The following is an 18,349-nucleotide window of genomic DNA, read 5'->3' as shown; positions in this document are numbered from 1 at the left end:
TAGTCCATAATTAAAAAAAACAGAGTACGGACTAATTATGAACTGGGATTTGTTGAGTATTTTTATCACGGTCGGCTTGGCGCATTTTCTTGCACTATTGAGTCCTGGACCGGATTTTGTATTGATCGTAAAGAGTGCGATTAAGAACGACAGTAAAGACGCAATAGGGGTTGCGCTCGGTATCACCTTTGCTAATGCTGTGTACATTGGTCTATGTCTAATTGGCGTTGGCTCAATTTTAGCCGCCTCTGCACCTATTATGATTACGCTAAAAATCATTGGTGGGTTGTTTTTAATGTATCTTGGTATACAGGCGTTACGCGCACGAAAAGATGCGTATGACCAATTTCAGGTAGCCCAATCAGCCCATTCAAATATACCTAAGACAACTTTTTTAAAAGAATTTACTGCAGGGTTTTTGTCTGGAATATTTAATCCTAAAAATCTACTCTTTTATCTCAGTTTATTCACTGTAGTGTTGACACCAGAAATAAGTTTTGTGTTCAAATTGGGCTTAGGTATTTGGATGACTGTTGTGGTATTCGCGTGGGACACTGCCGTCATATTTCTATTGTCGACTCGCAAAGTACGCGCTAAATTTACCCAAGTTGCTTATTACATCGATAAAGTTACAGGGGCGTTGCTTGGCGTCATTGGTTTAACTATCGTCAGAACAGCAATTGTAGATCGGTAATTTTAACCAAAAGTAATTAGTATATTGATATTGAACGTTATTTATTTTTTCATAACCACTTTCAAGAAAAAAACCATGTCCCTCAAATCCACTTTCAAAGGCTTTCTAGGCGAGACCGTTATCAATGTCGCCATGTGGCTAAAACTTGAAAAAGATGTCTATCACCGATTAAACGGTATTACCTTGCCAAGAGCCAATGGTGGCAGTACCCAAATCGATCATATTATCGTCTCCATATACGGCATCTTTGTCATCGAAACCAAGAATTATAAAGGCTGGATATATGGTAGCGAGAAGCAAAAGCAGTGGACGCAAGCTTTCCCAAATGGAAGTAAGTATAAATTCCAAAACCCATTACGCCAAAACTACTTGCACATTAGGACTCTCGCAGATTTATTAGGATTGGAGCTGAGCTACTTTCATTCGATGATTGCTTTCATCGGTGAATGTGAGCTGAAAACCCGTGATGAGTTGCCCGAACACGTATTAACAGGTGGGAGGGTCTCTTATGTGAAGAAGAAACAAGGTGAGATACTGACTGAAGACGAGGTCAAGTCTATCGTTGAGCAGATTAATAGCAACAGATTTAGCAAATCTTGGCGCACCAATAGAGAGCATAAAGCCTATCTAAAAGACAAGCATAGCCTCTCAAACAAACAGCCTAGCAGTAACTCCACTGATAAAACAATTGCTAAAACTGCCAGTAAGCCTACACTCGAGCCGGTAATAAAAGAAACCGCTAAACGAGCCACGCTGAAAAGCCGAGAAGTGCTGCGATGGTCTGGTCAGACTGAGATTGAATCTAGCGAGTTACTAACTGAGAGTCTGAATATTCAGCAGACAAATACACCATATGATATGGACAATAAAGCGTTCCTTACACCGTTTGAGATTGTAGAGCCTGAGCCACAGGTGGAAGCACCTACAATATTTGAGGCGACAAACCCTACTGCTAATCTCGTCCAAGCGCCAACTTGCCCGAAATGTAATGGAGAGATGGTTAAACGCACTGCAAAAAAAGGCCAGCACCAAGGACAATTCTTTTATGGCTGCGCGCAGTTTCCAAAGTGCCGAGGTGTAGTAAATATTGCTTAGCCTTTAAAGAACACCGACCCATGCTTCGCATATTTCCCCACTTTTAAAGCATCAGATGCTGAGGCTAATATTTTTGTTTTTTTGCTTGGTTTTGTTCACGAAAACCCAGCGACAAGATGACCGTCGAAACAAGTTTTATCGATGCGCTGGGTACACTCTACAAACTCAACTTTACTTCATAATAAAAGCCACATCAAAATCGTGCGTTGGCACAAAGTTAGTCTCTTTAATCTCAAACGTCGTTGCGCTTACCTTTTTGACTTTACCCTTTCCTTTCCAGCAAAACGACACCAATTCATTAGGATCGCGTTCTACGGTAAGTTTGAAATTGCTAATCGGTTTGGCCCAGTTAGCCCCCGTAGTCAATATATAGCTTAAGGCATGATAGGGACGACCACCACCCTTGTGAAATCCTCTCTGAGTTGAACTGTCTACGCAAAAATCTGGGAATTGTTCTTCACCTAGATGAACTGAGCCACCTACAAGCGGTGTATATGAATGCTTGATTTTGGTCGTCGCATTGGCTTTGAATTTTTGCTCCCAACTATAGATAACCTGCGAATCCCAAGGTATATAAAGACTTTCTCTATCATAGATGAATCTATCTAGTGCCTTATTATTACAATCTAAAAGCTGTTGATTGACATATTCAGTGTCAACTTGATACGTCCAAGGTCCCATCATATCAGCCTCGTTAAGACCACAGGATTTAAATATTTCAGTCGTATCAATAGAGGTGTCTGCATAGGTTCTATCGCCATCTTTGACGACAATTGGCCGCATAAAAGTACGGACATGCTGATTAGGAATGATAGGCTTACCGTTTATCCAAACTTCAAAGTTGTCATAAGTGGCATTAATATCAGCAAAATCTGAGTCTGTAGAGCTGGGGACAGCTGGCATAGGAAATAAAACGGTTTCGGTAATATCCTTATTGCTTAAGTTTTTAAACTCATAATTGACGCGGATTTTATATTTGGAGATATATAAGTCTTCATTATGCATGCTGATATTTTTATTTTTAAGATACTCAACACCGCCTGTACCTATGTAGCCAGTAGAGTCGTTTGCTTGGGCAGCCGTCATCGCTAGCAGAACAGCGCAAGCTAATTGGCTGCTACACATAAAATATCGCTTACCCATATATTTCTTCCAAGCGTAAACAAGCCACCAATCGGCCATCCCATTCACGCAGTTGTGGCTCTATCTCGCTGCATTGCTGCTTGGCATATGGGCAGCGTTTGTGCAGGGCGCAGCCGCTTGGTGGATTTAGTGGGCTTGGTAACTCACCTTGTAGGGTCAAATCATTCTTATGACCATTCACAGTAGGCGCAGCAGCTAATAAAGCAATGGTATACGGATGTTTTGGCGCATTATAAATCGCTTCTTTCGGGCCGTGTTCGACCGCTTGACCCAAATACATGACCATCACATCATCAGCGACGTGTCGTACGACTGACAAGTTATGCGAGATAAAGACGTAAGCAGTACGATACTCATCCTGCAAATCCATAAATAAATTTAAGACTTGTGCCTGAATCGATACATCGAGCGCGGAAGTAGGCTCATCAGCGACGACAATCTTAGGATTGAGCATCATGGCGCGGGCGAGGGCAATACGTTGGCGCTGACCCCCTGAAAACATATGCGGATAGCGGCCAGCATGTTCGGGGCGCAGACCCACATTTCGCATCATCTCATTGATTTTGTCACGCTTGTCGTCTTTAGACAGTTTGGTATGGATATCCAGTGGTTCAGTCAATTGATAGCCAATGGTATGGCGCGGATTTAAGCTACCATAAGGGTTTTGGAAGACCATTTGAATTTCGGTACGCAGATCTTTTAGCGCTTTTCTGCTATAGCCAGTGGTGGCTTCATCGTTGATAAATAACTCACCATCAGTAGGCTCTTCGATGAGTGTGAGCTGGCGGGCAAGGGTAGATTTACCGCAGCCTGATTCACCGACGACGGCCAGTGTCTTGCCAGCCTCAAGCTCAAACGACACACCATTTAAAGCCTTAACATATGCTTTTGCTTTACCCAAACCTTGAGATACAGGGTAATGCTTGTGTAGATTGTCTGCTTTTAGGACCACTTTATTACTCATACTTGTGACTCCAATGTAGCAGCGTGAGAGGTGGATAGGTGAGAAGGAGCGCTCGGTAATTCTGGATGAATACAGCGCACTTTGCCATTAGGAGTATCCAATATGGGCGGTGGCACTTCACAGGCAGGCTCTTTGTACGGGCAGCGAGGAGACAACAAGCAACCACTCGGGCGATCGTATTGGCTGGGTACGATACCGGGCAAGCTATTCAGACGGTCTTGACCGATAGCCAGCTCTGGGATGGCTTGCAGCAAGGCCTCAGTATACGGGTGCGCAGGCTTTTGAAAAATCTCCGGCACAGTACTGGTTTCGACCACTTGTCCGGCATACATGACCGCGACATCACGCGAGTTTTGCGCGACCAAACCCAAGTCGTGGGTAATCAGTATCATCGCCATTTGTTTTTCGCGTTGTAATCGGTTGAGCAAATCCATGATTTGTGCTTGTACCGTGACATCCAGTGCAGTGGTTGGCTCATCAGCGATGAGTAGTTTTGGCTCACAAGCAATTGCCATCGCAATCATGACCCGCTGACTCATACCGCCTGATAACTGATGTGGGTAAACCTTGAGTCGATTTTTGGCATCGGGCATTTCGACCAGCTCTAACAGCTCTAAGATACGTGTCTGTACTGCTGAACCACGCAAGCCTAGATGCTTGCGTAGTACTTCGCCCAGTTGCATCTCAACCGTAAAGCTTGGATTTAAGCAAGACATGGCATTTTGAAAGATCATTGAGATATCTTTGCCAATGATGCCGCGTTTTTCTTTGGCTGACATACTGAGCATGTCTTTATCATCGAATATAACACGCTTGGAACGGACAGTTGCAGAGGGTGGTAGTAGCCCCATCAGTGCCATCATAGTGACTGACTTACCCGAGCCAGATTCACCCACGACTGCGATGACTTCGCCTTGTGTAATCTTTAACGACACATCATCGACTGCACGAAAAGCGCGCACCCCTTGCCCGAAAGTCACTGAAAGATTTTCAATATCTAACAGCAATGGTGATTCTTTTTTTGATGCGTCATTCATAGAAGTGTGAGTGGTAGGCGTTTTAATTAATGGTTCAGTCATCTTAGGTCACCTGCTTTAATTTGGGGTCTAGCGCATCGCGTAGGCCATCACCAGTCAAGTTAATCGACAATGCGGCTAAGAAAATAGCGACACCGGGCCAAATAGCTAGCCAAACATTACTCTGAATATATTGACGCGCCGTACCAAGCATTGCACCCCATTCAGCATCGGGTGGCTGTACACCAAAGCCTAAGAAACCAATTGCACCTGCTTCTAAAATAGCAGAAGAGAAAATCATCGTTGCTTGTACGATAAGCGGTGCCATACAGTTGGGCAAAATAGTGATAAACAATAAGCGCAACACACCAGCGCCCATCACTTGTGAAGCGATAAAATACTCACGCTGTAGCTCTACCATCGCAGTTGCGCGCGTCAGCCGAATAAAAGGTGGCGTACAGACCAAGGCGATCGTAATAATCGTATTGGTCATAGAAGGCCCCAAGATAGCGGCGATAATGATCGCCAATAGTAAGCTCGGATAAGACATCAAAATATCATTGACCAGCATGACCGCTTTGCCCCAAACCTTGGGCCAAAATGCAGCACTAAGTCCTAATGAAACACCGACTAACATGGCAAGAGTCGTCGCGCTCAGACCGATAAATAGAGAATAACGCGCGCCATACATCACCCGAGACAAGGTGTCTCGTCCAGCATCATCCGTGCCCAGCCAAAACATGGTATTGCCGCCATCCAGAAAGGCAGGCGGCAACTGCTCTTGACCAGTAAATAACTCGTAAGGGTCATGGGGCGCAATGGCAGGCGCAAGGATGGCAATAATGACCATCAATGCCAGCACAATAAAACCAAGCACCGCGCCTTTATTTCGGCAAAACGTCGATAAAAATAGCTGCCAAGATGACGGCGGTGTGGCGGCCATAAGATTGACATCAGAGGGAAGAACAGAAGGCTTCATGAGCAGTTCCTATAGTGGCTAGCGCGTTACAAGTATGTAGAGTTCCATTTCTAGCAAGCATTTAAAATGTGCTAAAACTCACTCAAGACCATACAAACACCAATAACCACTATTTATAATATGAGTATTTATCAATGTTAAATTAAGAAGTATGTCGAATACGCGGATTGATAAGACCATACAAAATATCAATAAATAAACTAACCAAAATCAGGGCGGTGGCGACCAATAAAATACCGTTTTGCACAATAGGATAATCACGAGTGAAAAACCCATCGAGCAGCCAATTACCAACACCTGGCCAACTAAAGATAGTCTCAGTGATAATAGCCCCCGCAAGCAAGGTCGCCATCTGTAAGCCAATTACCGTCACCACAGTAATTAAAGCATTACGCATGACGTGTACCAATATCACGCGGCGCGGCGATAGGCCTTTGGCGCGCGCTGTACGCACGTAGTCCTCATCTAACACCTCTAGCATCGCCGAGCGTGTCATCCGTGCAATCATCGCGAGTGGTATGGTCGATAAGGCAATAGACGGTAGGATAAAGTGTTTGACCACGTCCCAAAACGCGCCAGGTTCTCCTGATGTTAACGAGCCCAATAACCATGATCCATATAAAGGTTTGACGTCTAAAAACTGCGCGACAGATATGACACCAGCAACGGGCAACAGGCCGAGATAATGGGCGAATATACCCGTGAGGATAGGTCCCAATAAATAGATGGGCATAGAGTAGCCAGCCAGCGCCCCTGACATTAGAGTGTAGTCAATCCATGTACCACGTCGTAGCGCGGCAAAGATACCTAAGCTCACACCGACAACACTGGCAATGACAATGGCACACAAAGCCAGCTCTAAGGTTGGTACAAAATGCGCAAAGAAGTCTTGTAATACCGAAGTACGAGTACGAAAGGATTGACCAAAATCACCGGTCAATATTCCGGTTAAGTAATCCCAATATTGGACAATGAGGGGTTTGTCTAAGCCAAGTCTTTCTAACGCGCGAGCATGTAGCTCTGGATCTACCATACGCTCACCCATCATAATCTCGACAGCATCTCCAGGGACGAGCCGAATTAAGGTGAATGTCGATAGCGTTAAGCCAAGATAGACAGGAATTAGAATGGCAATGCGACGCAAAATGTAAAGTAGCATGGGCTGCTCAATTCAATAGTTGTGGTTCAATCGTTTGAGATCGATGAGTAGAATGTTGGCAGAGATGAGAGAGTCGGTGACAAAATGCTTAAAAAATGCTTAATAAGGCGCTTAACTCATATAAATACGGCTGGAGCAGAGTGTCTGACCCAGCCGAATATAAATTAAACAATCATGCATGTCTTACCGGACGTCATCAGATCAGGTTATTCAACCTTTACACCATCGAAGCGTATTGAGCCAAGCGGACTAATTTTATAATCGACGACGTTTGGTGCGGTGAATACCGTGACCACCGAATGCGCCATTGTCGTCCAAGGCAATTGCTCTTTGAATATCTGCTGAGCTTGTACATAGTCGTTGACGCGCTCATCTTGATTGGTAATCTGACGGGCGTTAGTCACCAAAGTGTCAAAGTCTTTATTACACCAGCGTGAGTAGTTATTGCCACCGACCGCATCACAAGATAGTAGCGTACCAAGCCAGTTATCAGGATCCCCATTGTCACCAGTCCAGCCCGCTAGAATGACATCAGGCTCACCTTTAGCAGCGCGGTTTAGATACTCGCCCCATTCATACGTCACAAGCTTGGTATCGACACCAATTTTTGCCCAATCTGCTTGTAGCATTTCAGCCATGAGTTTGGCATTAGGATTGTATGGGCGTTGAACGGGCATATACCATAGATTAATCGCAAGTTTGTCCGCGCCTGCTTCTTTTATAAGGGACTTGGCCTTTTCCACATCATAAGGTGCATCTTTGATAGATTTGTCGTAACCCCATTGTGTGGGCGGCATAGGATTGGTGGCTTTTAATCCTTCGCTTTGATAAACCGCATTTATAATAGCGTCTTTATTAATTGCCATGTCTAATGCTTGGCGAACTTTAAGGTCGCTAAGCTTCGGTTTTTCAACGTTATAGCCGACATAACCGACGTTAAAGCCGGGTTGATCGAGAACGGTGGCCTTACCAGATTTTTTGACAGAGTCAATTTCGGCAGGTTTTGGATAAGCGGACACATGACATTCACCTGCTTGCACTTTTTGCGCACGCACTGCTGAATCTTTGGTGATGACAAAGACTAGATTATCGATATGAATATCATCTTTGTTCCAGTAGTCTGGATTTTTGGTATAACGAATTTGCGCGTCTTTTTGATAAGAAGTAAATACGAAAGGTCCTGTACCAACGGGTTTGGTGTTGATATCAGCAGCATTACCAGAAGCCATTAACTTTTCTGCATACTCAGCAGAATCGATATAAGCGAAGGGCATCGCTAGGTTCTGTAAAAATGGTGCATTGGTTTCGCTTAGGGTGATTTTTACGGTATTGTCATCAACTTTTTCGATATTGGAGATAATATCAGGTAGCCCCATACCGACCGAATAGGGGAACTCAGCAGGATAGGCTTTATTAAATTCAAACTCTGGATTGGTGATACGCTCTAGCGTAAAGACAATGTCATCTGCGTTGAAATCACGGGTTGGGGTAAAGTAATCGGTCTTACCATATTTAACCCCTTTACGTAGGTTAAAGGTATAAGTCTTGCCGTCTTCACTAATATCCCAGCTTTCGGCTAAGGCTGGCTGAATCTCAGTACCATCTCTTTTGAATTCTACTAAGCCGTTGTAGATGGGAAAGGCGCTCGCATCAAAATCCGTACCTGCAGTGTACTGTGCTGGATCGAATCCAGCCGGACTACCTTCTGAGCAATAAAGTAAGGTTTTGGCTGCTTTAGCATCTGAGCTGGCAGCAGATTCATCGGTGGTTTTGTTGTCGCCGCTACAGGCACTGATGCCTAGAATAACTGTCGCCAACATCGTCAGTTTGAAGAGTGATTTTTGCATTATTACATCCTATGTAATGATAAATAGTCGCCAATATATTTATAAGATCGTTTTTGACCTATAAATATAATGAGCGTGCTTTTAATTCCCTTTAAAGCAATTGTTTATATCGTGTTTCTAATATGCAAAATAAAAAATATTTCAGGTTGTATTAACCATTATTCAGATTTGCAAAAAATACCGATATAAATAAGTGGTTTAAATATACTCTGTTCAACAGTGGTAATGCAAGACATCTGTAAGCTAATTTGATAGAAAACGTTCTGTTTTACTATCTTTATTGACAAGTTTGTTAGAGTTTCTCCTTATTTTAAAAATGCTGATAAAAATAACCACGAAAAAATAAAGGTTAAACTTTTATACAATCTGCTTATTTTCATTTTATTGAATATAAAGTTTTAGTAAGTAAGTTTCTTAAATAAAAATACTAATTATAAGACGTATATCTTCCCATGTTTTATGGCGTGACTCGTTCGATATGACCGTGATTTGCTTTGATAAGGTCTGCGAGTTTTTCAGCAATCATAATCGTTGGCGCATTGGTATTACCGCTGATTAAAGTCGGCATGATTGAGGCATCGATGACCCTTAAGCCATTTACACCGCGTACTTTTAATTGCAAATCGACGACTGAATTGCTGTCTGAGCCCATACGGCAAGTGCCGACAGGATGATAAATGGTATCTGACTTGTTGCGGATATAGCCGAGCATACCGTCTTTTTCGATATAGGGGGCAGGGTAGTCTTCAGTAATATATTTGGCGATGGGTGATGCTTGCATGATGGCGCGCGTACGCTCCGCGCCTGCAATCATATATTCCACATCTTTTGGGTGCGAGAGGTAGTTTGGATCAATCAATACCGCGTCTGAGGGGTCGGCGGAGTCCAGTCTGACCGTACCGCGGCTTTCAGGGCGTAGGTAGCAACTGTGACAAGAGACCGCAAAGCCACGTCTGAGATCACGACCATGCTCAATCACGCGGGATATGACAAAGTGCAGTTGGGTATTTGGCCACTCTTTTGGATCATCACCGACACTAAAGAACGCGCCCGCTTCAGCATAGTTGGTAGACAAGAGGCCTGTACCATCCTTTCTCCACTGCCGAATACTTTTGGTCAATGTCGAAATCGTCGCCATACCAATACCGATGACGTCAGTGGTATTGACCTCGTAATCAAAAACGACATCTAAGTGATCTTGTAGATTACCACCAACATCGGGCGCATCTACCACGACGTCGATGCCATGCGATTGTAGATGCTCAGCAGGTCCAATACCTGACAACATCAGGACTTTGGGTGAGCCAAAAGTGCCTCCAGATAATATCACTTCATGACGCGCCATAACCGCATGCTCAACGCCATCTTTTTCATAAGCGACACCAACGGCTTGTTTGTCTTCAAAAATGACGCGGTTGGCTTGGGCGTGGGTGATGACGGTCAGATTTGATCGGTTTTGTACTGGATGTAGATAAGCGGCCGCCGCAGAGCAGCGTTGACCTTGTTTTTCGCCATGAAAGTGGGTGACTTGATATAGCCCTGTACCGTCTTGCTTTTCGCCATTAAAATCTTGATTGTGATCTAAACCATTGGTGATGGCGGCTTCTACGAATGCTTTGGAGATATCACGCGGACTCAGTAAGTCACTTACATGCAGCGGTCCGCTATCACCATGCAGCTTATCACCCCCATGGATATTGTTTTCTGCTTTGATAAAGTAGGGCAGTACATCATCAAATCCCCAGCCTTCGCAGCCTTGTTCTACCCAACGTTCATAATCGAGCGCACTACCACGGGTATAAATCATGGCATTGATAGCGGATGAACCGCCTAAGCATTGCCCGCGTGGTTGAAAGCCGCGGCGATTGTTCAAGTGCATCTGCGGCGTGGTGTGAAAGCACCAATTATTCAGTTTCAGCGGCTTGCCTGGCACCATCAAAATCAGTCCGGCAGGGACACGGACAGCAAGGTCTTTGCCTTCACCGCCATATTCTAATAAGCAGACACTAATGTCTGGGTTTTCTGTTAATCGGCTAGCAAGTACGCAGCCAGCTGAACCACCACCAACGATGACGTAATCAAATTTTTTATCAAATTCCATTTTACATTCCTTCTAGCATCCATGCTGAGTAAAACGTGCTCGTTAAAACGCGTTTATTGAAATAGGGTACGCATTACAGTATCTATTATTTTGCTGGAATAATAAAATAAAAATGACTAAGGGGTGTTTATCGATCAACATATGGCATGGCAAAACAATACTAGGACATTAAACCGCTGGTGTATGCTATTTAAACTTATATAGCACATATCTCTGAACGTACGATAAAGCGCTTACCTTCAGGTATTTCAAGCGAAAAACTGGCTCCGCGTCCATCGACCACATCTATCGTTAGATCGGTATGTTGCCAGAGCTTATACTGAGCTTTACCCATATAAAATGGACAGCCAATCAGCTCGCCGATGAGTACGTCTTGTCCACCTACTTTAAATTCGCCCAATGGATAACACATGGGTGAACTGCCATCGCAGCAGCCGCCTGATTGATGAAACATCAGCTCGCCGTGCTTAGATTTTAGTAAGTCGATTAATGCTTTGCAGGACTCTGTCGCTGTGACGTTCATAATGATTTCCTTATCGTTAGACCCGAACGAATGTCTTTCATAATCATACTGAATAGAAAATAAAGGGTCGCATCATATTCACTCACATCATTTATCATATGTGGTTGAAAACGATACGACCCTTTACTGATGATTACTCTAGCCAGTCATTGAGACGGTATTACGAGTCTTAAAATATCATAAAGCATGTGGCTACATAATTGTTGCTATAGACTATAGTCAATGACAATGCGACCTTCGATTTTGCCATCACGCATACGATTGAAGATATCATTGATATTTTCTAGTGGCTCAGCGGCAACGGTGGCTTTTACTTTGCCTGCTGCTGCCATGTCTAGCGACTCTTGCAAGTCGAGACGCGTACCAACGATTGAGCCACGAATGGTAATACCGTTTAAAACAGTATCAAAAATAGATACTGGGAATTCGCCCGTTGGTAGACCGTTACAGACCAAAGTACCACCGCGTCGTAACATGCCTAATGCTTGATCAAAGGCTTTTGAAGATACTGCTGTCACGAGCGCACCGTGAGCACCGCCGATTTCTTTTTGTAGATATTCAGCAGGGTCAGTATTTTTCGCATTGACAGTGACTTTGGCGCCCAATTTTTTAGCGAATGCCAGTTTTTCGTCATCAATATCCACAGCAGCAACATTCAATCCCATTGCAATGGCATACTGAACAGCCATATGTCCCAGTCCACCGATACCTGAAATGACAACCCAATCGCCTGGCTTAGTATCGGTCATTTTAAGACCTTTGTAGACCGTAACACCTGCACACAACACTGGTGCAATTTCAATAGAGTCAACGCTTTCAGGAATGATACCGACATAGTTGGCATCTGCTAGTACATATTCTGCAAAGCTGCCGTTTACAGAATAACCAGAGTTTTGTTGGCTTTCGCATAAGGTTTCCCAACCACCTAAGCAATGGGTACAGTGGCCACAAGCAGAGTAGAGCCAAGGAATACCGACTCGGTCGCCTTCTTTGACATGGTGGACATTTTCACCAACGGCGGTGATAAGACCAACGCCTTCGTGACCTGGGATAAACGGTGGGCTAGGTTTCACTGGCCAATCGCCCTCAATGGCATGCAAATCGGTATGACAGACACCTGATGCCTGCATTTTTACAACGATTTGACCAGCACCTGCGGTTGGAATATCTACTTCTTCAATTTCTAAGGGTTGTCCGAATTCATGCAGCACGGCCGCTTTCATTTTATTACTCACGTTGTAACTCCTTGTCATCGTTCTTTACATTAAGATGCTCGGCGAGCATCGAGGTCGCACTTTACAGTTTTGCCATAAAGTGCTTTGAAAAACAGAATTAAAAGAAGCCCATCGCTTTAGGACTATAAGAGACCAGCATGTTTTTGGTTTGTTGATAATGATCAAGCATCATCAGATGGTTTTCGCGGCCGATACCAGATTGCTTATACCCACCAAACGCTGAATGCGCAGGATAAAGGTGATAGCAATTCGTCCAAACGCGGCCAGCTTTAATGCCACGACCGAAACGATAAGCACGAGTACCGTTACGCGTCCAGACACCAGCACCAAGACCATATAAAGTGTCATTGGCTAGCGCCATCGCTTCTTCATCATCTTTAAAAGTGGTGACAGCGAGTACGGGGCCAAAGATTTCTTCTTGGAACACCCGCATATCATTGGTGCCTTCAAAGATAGTCGGCTGCACATAATAACCGTTTGCCATATCGCCATCATGCTTGGCAAGTTCGCCACCGACTAAGACTTTGGCACCTTCTTTTTTACCAATATCGAGATAAGATAGGATTTTTTCTAACTGATCTGAGCTGGCTTGCGCGCCAATCATGGTGTCGGTATCAAGCGGGTTGCCCATTTTGATAGCTTTTACGCGAGCGATACAGCGTTTCATGAATTCATCATAGATGCTTTCGTGTACGAGGGCGCGTGAAGGGCAAGTACAAACTTCACCTTGGTTTAGCGCAAACATGACCAAACCTTCAACCGCTTTGTCTAAGAAGTCATCGTCTTCATCCATGATATCAGCAAAGAAGATATTTGGGCTTTTGCCACCCAGCTCTAGCGTGACTGGAATGATATTTTCACTGGCGTATTGCATAATTAAGCGACCAGTGGTGGTTTCACCCGTAAAGGATACTTTATCGATACGTGGGTTGGAAGCGATTGGCTTACCAGCTTCTACACCAAAGCCGTTAATGACGTTTAGTACGCCTTTCGGTAAAATATCCGCCGCGCCTATGACGTCAAGCATGTATAAAACAGAAGCTGGCGTTTGCTCGGCAGGCTTGAGGACGATACAGTTACCAGCAGCAAGGGCTGGGGCGATTTTCCAAATCGCCATTAGAATAGGGAAGTTCCAAGGAATGATTTGACCGACTACGCCTAGAGGCTCATGAAAATGATAGGCAACCGTATCTTCATCAATTTGACTAATGCCGCCTTCTTGTGCGCGGATAACGCCCGCAAAATAACGCAAATGGTCGATGGCGATTGGGATATCAGCGGCGAGAGTTTCGCGAACTGGTTTACCGTTTTCATAGCTTTCAGCGATAGCGATTGCCTCTAAATTGGCTTCGATACCATCAGCAAGTTTGAGCAACATATTAGAGCGTTCAGTGACACTGGTTTTGCCCCATGCGTCTTTTGCTGCATGAGCCGCATCTAGCGCCGCTTCAACATCGGCAGCTTTAGAGCGCGCAATCTGACAGAAGGTTTTACCATCGATTGGACTTGAGTTGTCAAAGTATTCACCATCGATTGGCGCGACCCACTCACCATTGATGAAGTTGTCATATTTTTTGCGGAATTGAACAGGACTATTTTCAGTATTGGGATAGGCGTATAACATTAACGACTCCTTGTTGTGTATTATGGCTATTTAAGAACAAACGACTTAAGCATAAATATTTGGCCATCCTGACCAAGCTATGACCCTATCGTACTGAGCTTTAGCGATGAGCGATAATGACTTTTTATAATGATATATTTCGTATCGTATAACTTTAAGTTATGTGGCTTATCAGGGTGAAAGTCGTCCGCAAAACGGATGTAGCTGCTATAATTGTTGGCAGCTTTTTCTCTTATTATTTGCTCTTAAGCTGTTTTTCTTATTACTATTAACTTAATTGGTTTGGATATATGCGTCAATCTTCTGCTCTTGATATCTTAAAAACGGGTCAAAATGTCTTTTTGACTGGCTCAGCAGGTTCAGGTAAGACTTATACTCTCAATCAATATATCGACTACCTGCGCGCGCGCCGGGTGCCTGTCGCCGTCACTGCGAGTACCGGTATTGCTGCCACACACATGAATGGCACAACGATTCATAGCTGGTCCGGCATCGGTATCAAAGATGAGTTAAGCGACCGCGACTTGACTACGTTATCACGCAAGCAGTTTTTGGCAGACCGACTAAAAGATACCGCGGTATTGGTCATTGATGAGATATCGATGTTGCATGCTAAGCAGCTCAATTTGGTTAGCCAAGTACTCAAGCATATCCGCAAAAATGACAAAGCCTTTGGTGGTATCCAAGTGGTCGTGGCAGGGGACTTTTTTCAGCTGCCACCGATTGGTAGTAAGGGTGAAACCAATCGTGAAAAATTTGCCTTTATGTCTGAAGCGTGGCTTGATGCTAAGTTCCATATTTGCTATCTGTCTGAGCAACACAGGCAGGTTAGTGAAGCGGCAAATGGCGGGCTTGATTTGGACGATATTCTCAACCAAATTCGTCGTCAGGAAGTCACTTTTGAATCGATTGCCGCGCTGGAGGCGACTTTTGACCAAAATGTCGATATCAAACGTACCCGTCTTTATACGCACAATCTCAACGTTAATAGCATCAATGATAAAGAGCTTGCCGCGTTAGAGGGTGAGATGATGCGCTTTACCGCAACGTCTACGGGCGATAGTAAATTGGTTGAGACGCTTAAAAAAACGGTACGTACCCAAGATGATTTGGTACTAAAAGTCGGTGCCAAGGTAATGTTTATCAAAAACAATACTGAACTTGGCGTGTCCAACGGTACGATGGGTGAATTGATTGGTTTTGCCGCTGTTAAAATCGATGATAGCAAAGACAGCAGTGATGATTTAATCGAAGATGATGATGAAAATACTGAAAGTGAGACGAATAAGACTGTAAAAGGCAAAGGTAAAAAAGCCATAAAAGAGAAACCCAAAGCCAAAAAGCCAACGACGCAAAAAATGCCCGTGGTTCGGCTCAATTCAGGGCGTGAAGTTGTCGCTGAGCCTGAAGAATGGATTATCGAAGATGAGACAGGAGATGTGCTGGCAAGCTATGAGCAAGTACCGCTTTGTCTAGCATGGGCGATTACCATTCATAAGTCACAAGGCATGACCCTCGATGCCGCAGAGATTGACTTATCGCGCACCTTTGAGCTGGGGCAAGGATATGTGGCATTGTCACGATTAAAATCGCTGGCAGGTCTGCAGTTGCTGGGTATGAACGACATGAGTTTGCAGCTTGATCCGCTAGCACGCGGCGCGGACAAACGGTTTTTGGTGCTGTCAGAAGAAGCCGATGCCAATTATGCGATGCTTGATGAAGAGAGCATGACGCAGGCACATGAAAAATTTATTTTAAAATCGGGCGGTACACTGAGTAAATCAGTGATTGATGCTTATGCCACTTTGCAAAAAAAGCGCCGCGAGCAACAACAGGCGCAAATAGACAAAAAACAGAAACTGGGCAATCAAGTTTCTGATAAGTCAGACAGTACCTTGCTTGCGACGCGATTATTATTAGAGGAGAGCTTGTCGATTGCAGAAATCTCACAAGCCCGTCAGCTTTCACAATCAACGATTATGCGTCATATTGCTGACCTAAAATCTCAAGATCCAAGCCTCGCTTGTGATCATTTGCGGCCAGAGGATGAGGTGATGACGGCGGTTGGTAATGCCTACGTCGCGATTAAAGTCGCCAATAATCCAAATGACTTCAATGATGATGGCAGTATTAAATTGCGTCCAATATTCGATCATCTTAAGCAAAGTATTGATTACAATGCTATTCGTTTGGCACTGATTTTTATAACGCCTTAATGCCCAATGGCGTCTTGATACTGAGTATGACAATTCAGGGTTAAAGCATTCACCAAAGCCATTTAGATTTTATATAACAATCCTTAGAGCCGATTAACGACTTGTTGGTTTTGTCTCATTGTAGCGCTGACTTTGTAGTGCTCAATTTTTTATCCCTTTATAGCGATATCTTTTTATGCCTGATTTTTCGAGCGCCACTTATCAATTAACGTCTGACCCAGTAGCAGCAGCGGCGTTTCATGCATCTAGTGAGCATACACAACCACTGAGGATTGCTATCAATGGTTTTGGACGTATAGGACGCAACGTTTTGCGGGCATTGCTAGAGCGCTTTGAGGTATTAGGCCGTGCGATCCATGTCGTGGCAATTAATGATTTAGCACCAGCGGATATTTTGCTGCATTTATTAAAGTTTGACAGCACGCATGGTCGCCTAAGTCGCCTTGGGGTCAGTGCTGATATTGTGGCGAGTAGCAACGATGAAGCGAGCGATGACGGTAACAATAACAGCGCCACACAGCTTTGTCTCACAAAAAACAATTATACCTACTGTATCAATTTATTTTCAGAACCTAACCCTGCGCAGTTGCCTTGGCAGGCGCTGGCTGTCGATGTGGTACTAGAATGTACCGGACATTTTCGCTCTTATGAGCAAGCACAACTGCACATAGAGGCTGGCGCGCAGCAGGTGATTATCGGTGCGGCACCATTCGATGATGTCGATGCTTGTATCGTTATGGGCGTTAATACTGATGAGCTAACACGGGAGCTGCCGATTATATCGAGCGTTTCTTGTACCACGCAGGCATTGGTTCCTTTGATTGCGACGCTTGATACCGCATTTGGGGTAAAGTCAGCGATGATGACGGAGATTCATGCGGTTACCGCTGATCAGACAGTGCTCGATCAAGCGCACCGTGACCCAAGACGCGCGCGCGCGTCTGGTTATAATATTATCCCAACCACCTCTAGCAGTATCGCGGCGACAGAGCGTGTGCTACCTGCTATGGTAGGCAAGATAAATGGGCATTCGATACGCGTACCTACCATTGATGTCGCAGCGATTGATGTGACTTTTGTTTTTGATACGCCCGATGTGTCTGTCGAGGCAGTCCGCGAGGCACTCAAATCTGCCAGTCAGGCACATTTGCGTGACATCATGGCTTATACGGATGAGCCACTGGTCTCTAGCGATTTTATCCATCAGACTGAGTCTTTGATCATTGATGGTCAGCAGCTCATGCAAGTGGGTAGCCAGTACAAGGTTTTTGCATGGTATGACAACGAATGGGGTTATGCCAATAGACTGCTAGATATGTGTCTACATCTGGCTTCTCATAAAAAACCTATCGTCAATTCTCTATAAACGAGTGACCACGCTAACCTCGCTGCAAGTATCATATATACATCTGCACGCAGTGCCTTGACTCTCTTTTAAACTGAATCAACGATAGCGTCAAAATAATTTAAATTCGTTCAATTAATTGCTTGCATTCTTATGTTATATCGCTATAATAACGCACAAATGGAGACGTGGCAGAGTGGTTGAATGCACCGGTCTTGAAAACCGACAAGGGTTTGTAGCCCTTCGAGAGTTCGAATCTCTCCGTCTCCTCCAAATTCGAAAGCCGCAATCATTATTAATGATTGCGGCTTTTTTTGTTGCATTTTTATTTTATATCGCTATAATAGTCCACCAATGGAGACGTGGCAGAGTGGTTGAATGCACCGGTCTTGAAAACCGACAAGGGTT

At 44.4% G+C, this 18,349-nt stretch carries 14 protein-coding genes and 2 tRNA genes (1 of these 16 cut by a window edge); 6 read left to right on the top strand and 10 right to left on the bottom strand.

The window, feature by feature from the left end:
- Window positions 1-37 precede the first annotated feature (37 nt).
- Window positions 38-694, top strand: coding sequence for a LysE family transporter (locus tag I3257_RS13195; RefSeq protein WP_055125127.1), 657 nt, complete (start codon window positions 38-40; stop codon window positions 692-694).
- 75 nt (window positions 695-769) lie between these two features.
- The gene (locus I3257_RS13190) at window positions 770-1,789 is read left to right on the top strand and encodes an NERD domain-containing protein (RefSeq protein ID WP_238050043.1); all 1,020 of its coding nucleotides are present in this window, start codon (window positions 770-772) and stop codon (window positions 1,787-1,789) included.
- Between the two features lie 171 nt (window positions 1,790-1,960).
- Here the strand turns inward: I3257_RS13190 and I3257_RS13185 are convergent, their stop codons facing one another.
- From I3257_RS13185 to I3257_RS13140, 10 genes are all read right to left on the bottom strand, one after another.
- The gene (locus I3257_RS13185; RefSeq protein WP_238050042.1) at window positions 1,961-2,932 is read right to left on the bottom strand and encodes a DUF4424 family protein; all 972 of its coding nucleotides are present in this window, start codon (window positions 2,930-2,932) and stop codon (window positions 1,961-1,963) included.
- Entirely contained in the window at window positions 2,925-3,896 is a 972-nt protein-coding gene (locus tag I3257_RS13180) for a peptide ABC transporter ATP-binding protein (protein ID WP_238050041.1), read from the bottom strand. Before I3257_RS13180 ends, I3257_RS13185 begins: the two co-directional genes overlap by 8 nt.
- Window positions 3,893-4,975 carry an ABC transporter ATP-binding protein gene (locus tag I3257_RS13175; protein WP_238050040.1) on the bottom strand — a complete coding sequence of 361 codons (1,083 nt, stop codon included), beginning with the start codon at window positions 4,973-4,975 and terminating at the stop codon, window positions 3,893-3,895. The genes I3257_RS13180 and I3257_RS13175 overlap by 4 nt, the downstream gene beginning before the upstream one ends.
- A 1-nt stretch (window position 4,976) precedes the next feature.
- Window positions 4,977-5,891, bottom strand: coding sequence for an ABC transporter permease subunit (locus tag I3257_RS13170; protein WP_087814459.1), 915 nt, complete (start codon window positions 5,889-5,891; stop codon window positions 4,977-4,979).
- Window positions 5,892-6,033: 142 nt separating this feature from the next.
- Complete coding sequence (locus tag I3257_RS13165; RefSeq protein ID WP_238050039.1) at window positions 6,034-7,050, bottom strand: ABC transporter permease subunit; 1,017 nt, start codon at window positions 7,048-7,050, stop codon at window positions 6,034-6,036.
- Window positions 7,051-7,256: 206 nt separating this feature from the next.
- Window positions 7,257-8,897, bottom strand: coding sequence for an ABC transporter substrate-binding protein (locus tag I3257_RS13160; protein WP_045453104.1), 1,641 nt, complete (start codon window positions 8,895-8,897; stop codon window positions 7,257-7,259).
- A gap of 457 nt (window positions 8,898-9,354) precedes the next feature.
- On the bottom strand, window positions 9,355-10,998 hold the full coding sequence (locus tag I3257_RS13155) for a GMC family oxidoreductase N-terminal domain-containing protein (protein ID WP_238050038.1): 1,644 nt from the start codon (window positions 10,996-10,998) through the stop codon (window positions 9,355-9,357).
- A 196-nt stretch (window positions 10,999-11,194) separates the two neighbouring features.
- The gene (locus tag I3257_RS13150; RefSeq protein WP_238050037.1) at window positions 11,195-11,521 is read right to left on the bottom strand and encodes a DUF779 domain-containing protein; all 327 of its coding nucleotides are present in this window, start codon (window positions 11,519-11,521) and stop codon (window positions 11,195-11,197) included.
- A 206-nt stretch (window positions 11,522-11,727) separates the two neighbouring features.
- Window positions 11,728-12,756 (bottom strand): alcohol dehydrogenase AdhP, encoded by a 1,029-nt coding sequence (gene adhP, locus I3257_RS13145; protein ID WP_238050036.1) that lies wholly within the window; start codon window positions 12,754-12,756, stop codon window positions 11,728-11,730.
- A gap of 97 nt (window positions 12,757-12,853) precedes the next feature.
- A complete protein-coding gene (locus I3257_RS13140) occupies window positions 12,854-14,380 on the bottom strand; it encodes an aldehyde dehydrogenase family protein (RefSeq protein ID WP_109589383.1) in 1,527 nt (508 codons plus the stop codon).
- Window positions 14,381-14,670: 290 nt separating this feature from the next.
- On the opposite strand from I3257_RS13140, the gene I3257_RS13135 reads away from it, so the two are divergent.
- From I3257_RS13135 to I3257_RS13120, 4 genes are all read left to right on the top strand, one after another.
- Window positions 14,671-16,596: an AAA family ATPase gene (locus I3257_RS13135; protein WP_238050035.1), complete on the top strand. Its 1,926-nt coding sequence runs from the start codon at window positions 14,671-14,673 to the stop codon at window positions 16,594-16,596.
- Between the two features lie 175 nt (window positions 16,597-16,771).
- Complete coding sequence (locus tag I3257_RS13130) at window positions 16,772-17,962, top strand: type I glyceraldehyde-3-phosphate dehydrogenase (protein WP_238050034.1); 1,191 nt, start codon at window positions 16,772-16,774, stop codon at window positions 17,960-17,962.
- A gap of 161 nt (window positions 17,963-18,123) precedes the next feature.
- Window positions 18,124-18,214 (top strand) — tRNA-Ser (locus I3257_RS13125).
- Window positions 18,215-18,297: 83 nt separating this feature from the next.
- Window positions 18,298-18,349: transfer RNA gene (locus I3257_RS13120), tRNA-Ser, on the top strand (it continues 139 nt past the right edge of the window).

Origin of the sequence: Psychrobacter sp. Ps7 (assembly GCF_022129225.1) — a bacterium.
GTDB lineage: Bacteria > Pseudomonadota > Gammaproteobacteria > Pseudomonadales > Moraxellaceae > Psychrobacter > Psychrobacter immobilis_A.
The sequence above is the reverse complement of the archived record's forward strand: the minus strand, read 5'-3'. Positions and strand labels throughout refer to the sequence as shown.